At 68.1% G+C, this 1149-nt stretch carries 1 protein-coding gene; it reads right to left on the bottom strand.

Annotated features, from left to right (window positions below; genetic code table 11):
* Positions 1-166: 166 nt before the first annotated feature.
* Complete coding sequence (locus AB0D10_RS46415) at positions 167-1069, bottom strand: IS701 family transposase (RefSeq protein ID WP_360269200.1); 903 nt, start codon at positions 1067-1069, stop codon at positions 167-169.
* Positions 1070-1149 lie beyond the last annotated feature (80 nt).

The raw sequence follows: 1149 nt of genomic DNA, 5'->3' as shown, positions 1-1149 counted from the left end.
CAGGACTTCGACGTTTTGCCTGATCAGACGGCTGCGCGGTGAGTGTAGCGGGCTGGTGCCCGTCAGGGGCGGTCTTCTTGGGACCGCCCCTCGATCGTGTCCAGCCGGCGTTGGTAGTGACAGTGGCGGGCGACGGCCTGTCGCTGCCGGCGCCAGGTGGACCAGTTCAAGGCGTGAGTGCGGGGCGAGCACCGTTGCGGACGCGGGTCATGGGTGCGGCCAGCCGCCAGGAGCCGCCGGATCTCTGCCACGGTGAGGTCGACCAGGGCGCGGGAACCGTTTCTGCAGCCCCCTTTGACGTTGCGGCCGCGGCCATCGCGGCCAGAAACGCGTGGGCGAGCATGGCCAGAGTGATGTGCCGCATCCAGCCGGTGTAGCGACGGACCTCGTACTGGTCCAGACCACACTCGTTCTTCGCGGCTTGGAAGCACTCCTCGATCGCCCAGCGCATTCCGGCGATCCGCACCAACTGCTCCACTGTCGTGTCGAGTTGTGCGTAGGCGAGGAAGTAGGCGATCTCGTCAGGCTTGCTCAGGCTGCGGCGGGCCAGCGCCCATCGGCGGCGGATCAGGGTCTCGTCCTGGTAGTCGTACTCGGCCACGGCCGGCAACTGGATGGCTGCCCAGTGGTAGACGCGCGGTCCCTTGGCGCCGTTGCCGCACGAGATCCGCTCCCAGGCCTGGGCCGGGGCCTGGGCGAACAGCCCGTCGATGCGCGGACAGCCCACGCTGAACTGGGACTTGGGCACCGCCAGGACGTAGCCGACGCCGGACTGTTCAAGCAGGCGCCGGAAGCGGCCCTCCTGTCCGTAGGCCGAGTCCGCGGTGACCCAGGCGATGGGCAGCTCGGAGGCGAGTGCCCGCAGCACCATGGCCTTGGCCAGGCTGCCCTTGGTGTGGAAGTCCCTCTCGTCGGGGATCTTCGCCGCGCGGCAGCGGTCCCGGTCCTCGGTCCAGGACTTGGGCAGGTAGAGCTCGCGGTCGACCAGGGCGCGGCCGCGAGTGGAGGCGTAGGCGGCGAAGACGCCGATCTGGCAGTTCTCGGTGCGGCCGGCGGGCTTGTATCTCAATTAGTGCTTGTTCAGCATGAGTTGGTGGGATGGTGGACCATGACTGTGCGTCCGCTCGTCACTGCCTTACGGGCCAAGTT

The sequence above is a fragment of the Kitasatospora sp. NPDC048545 genome, from assembly GCF_040651155.1.
Taxonomy (GTDB): domain Bacteria; phylum Actinomycetota; class Actinomycetes; order Streptomycetales; family Streptomycetaceae; genus Kitasatospora.
The sequence above is the reverse complement of the archived record's forward strand: the minus strand, read 5'-3'. Positions and strand labels throughout refer to the sequence as shown.